Raw genomic sequence first — 2,151 nt, 5'->3', positions numbered from 1 at the left:
TCGCGGCGCGTCCGGCATCGCCGAGCGCCGTCTCCAGCCGCTCGGCAGCACCCGTGGCCTCGGTCAGCGCATCCGCGCTCGCCTCATCGGTGCCGCGCACGGCATCCCGCAGGGCCTGCCAGCTTTCGAGGGGCGCGCGGGCCCCCTCGGCCAGATCTCGCGCGGCCCCGCGATACAGGTTCGCGGACTCGAGCGCGCGGTTTGCCGCCTCGGTCAGGCCGAGATCGGGCGCGGTCAGCGGGTTGTCCTCGAAGGCCCGGTCGAAGGCCGCCTGCGCCGCCGTCGTCGCGGCCGTTGCCGCCCCTTCGAAGCGGTTCTCGATCTCGCCAAGGTCGAGGTCGGGCACCAGCGAAATGCGGCGCTCGGACCCGAGCGCTTCCAGCCCCTGATTGATGCCGCCGATGAAGCCGTTGATGCGCGAGACCACGCCGTTCAGCATCGCCTCGACGCCGTCGACCAGGCTGTTCGCCGCCTGGAACGCCAGATCGCCGATGGCCGCGGGCAGCAAGCCCCAGATCGCCTTGATCGCCTCGTAGGTCCCCTCGAACGTGTTCGCGGCGGTGTTGCCAAAAGCCACGACGCTCTCGATGGCGCTCTGCATGCCCGACGCGGCGTCGGCCTTCAGGTCGAAGAACATCGCCGTGGCGGCCGCGCCCGCCGCAGCCGCGCCCATCCTGATCCGCTCCCAGACCTCGACCGCCAAGTCTTTCAGGAGCGACATCGCCTCGCCAAAGCCGCCCGCGCCGGACACGAGCCGGGTGAACTGGTAGACGAGCTCGCCTGCGCCCACGATCAGCGCGCCGATGCCGGTCCGGATCAACGCGCCCCTTAGCACGACGAGAGCGGTGGCGAGGCCACGGATGGAGAGCGCCGCGGCGGCCATGCCGGCGACCCAGCGGCCCGCGAGGAAGGCCGCGAAGGTGGCGGCATAGGTGGTCAGGCGGCCGATGTTGTCGAAGAGCCCGCGGATCGCGATGCCGAGCGGGCCGGTGCGGCTGGCGACCGCCGCCATGGCGTTGGCGACGGCTTCGAGCGCAGGGGCCGCGGCGACGGCGAGCTGGTTCGAGAGACCGCGCCAGATCAGCCCGAGCCGGGAGATCGCATCGTTCGTCCGGTCGATCTGGTCAGCGTCCTGCTCGGAGACCACGACCCCAAAGGCGCGCACGTCCTCGGTCGCCTGGCGCAGCGTCGCGGTGTCGATCCGCGACATGGCGATAGAGCCTTCCTCGCCGAAGAGCTGCCCCGCAACGGCCGCGCGTTCTGCGGCGGGCACGAAGCTCTCGATGGCCGCGTTGATCGCCCCCACACGCTGGTCCAGCGGCAGAGCAATCAGCTCGTTGGCCGAAAGCCCCAGCCGGTCCAGCGCGTCGGCGGCGGGGCCGGTCCCGGCCGCCGCTTGGCTGAGACGACGCGTCAGATCCTTGGTGGCCTGCTCGATCCCGGACATCGAAACGCCCGCCAGTTCGCCCGCGCGCTCGAGGGTCTGGATTGAGGCGACGGTCGTGCCAAGCGACTGCGCGAGCTTGGCCTGTGCATCAACTGTCTGGAGGCCGGAGCGGATCATCGCCACGCCCGCGGCGGCTGCGGCGGCCACGGCGGCGGCGGCCGCCACCCGCACCCGCCGCGCGAAGGCGGCGAGCCGGGCGTTCGCGGCTTCCATCTCCCGGCTCAGCCGTCCGAAGCCACGCGATCCGGCTTCGCCCACACCTTCCAGCTCGGCGCGCACCTGCCGTCCGCCGACCGCGGCGAGGCGGACCGACACACGCTTTTCAGCCATTGGGGCGTTCCATCTGTTCGTTGAGCTTGGCCACCATCACCGCTTCGATGACCGGCAGCAGTTCGGCCATGGCGAGCGGCGGCACGCCGAGGGCGTCACCGAGCGCCAGCGCTGCCGACATGTCCCAGCCGATCACCGCGCCGGGCAGTAACCGGAGCTGGCCGCCGAGGCGGCCGACGAGGTCCCAGACCTGCCAGCCTTCATGCGTGAGCGGGCAGTTCAGCCGCGCCGGGCAGTCTTCGCACGCCGCTTGGCAGGCTTCGCAGTAGCGATCGCCCCCACCGAAGGACCATTCGGCAAGAGCGCGGAGGCGTTTTTTTGGGGCCTATATACCTAACTAGCCAAAATCCTATCGCCTCACTTGGCTAGTTAAG

The 2,151-nt window shown here is 70.9% G+C and carries 2 protein-coding genes; both read right to left on the bottom strand.

All coding sequences use genetic code 11. The annotated features are described in order from the left end of the window. Positions 1–1,777: phage tail tape measure protein (locus tag RX333_RS17185; protein ID WP_316016192.1), on the bottom strand; the 1,777-nt coding region annotated here is incomplete at its 3' end. After that, complete coding sequence (locus RX333_RS17180; RefSeq protein WP_316016191.1) at positions 1,770–1,913, bottom strand: hypothetical protein; 144 nt, start codon at positions 1,911–1,913, stop codon at positions 1,770–1,772. The genes RX333_RS17185 and RX333_RS17180, both read right to left, overlap by 8 nt. Positions 1,914–2,151: the final 238 nt, after the last annotated feature.

Source organism: Roseobacter sp. HKCCA0434 (assembly GCF_032464675.1).
Lineage (GTDB): Bacteria > Pseudomonadota > Alphaproteobacteria > Rhodobacterales > Rhodobacteraceae > Pontivivens.
Note: the sequence above shows the minus strand (reverse complement) of the source record. Positions and strands in the feature narration are given on the sequence as shown.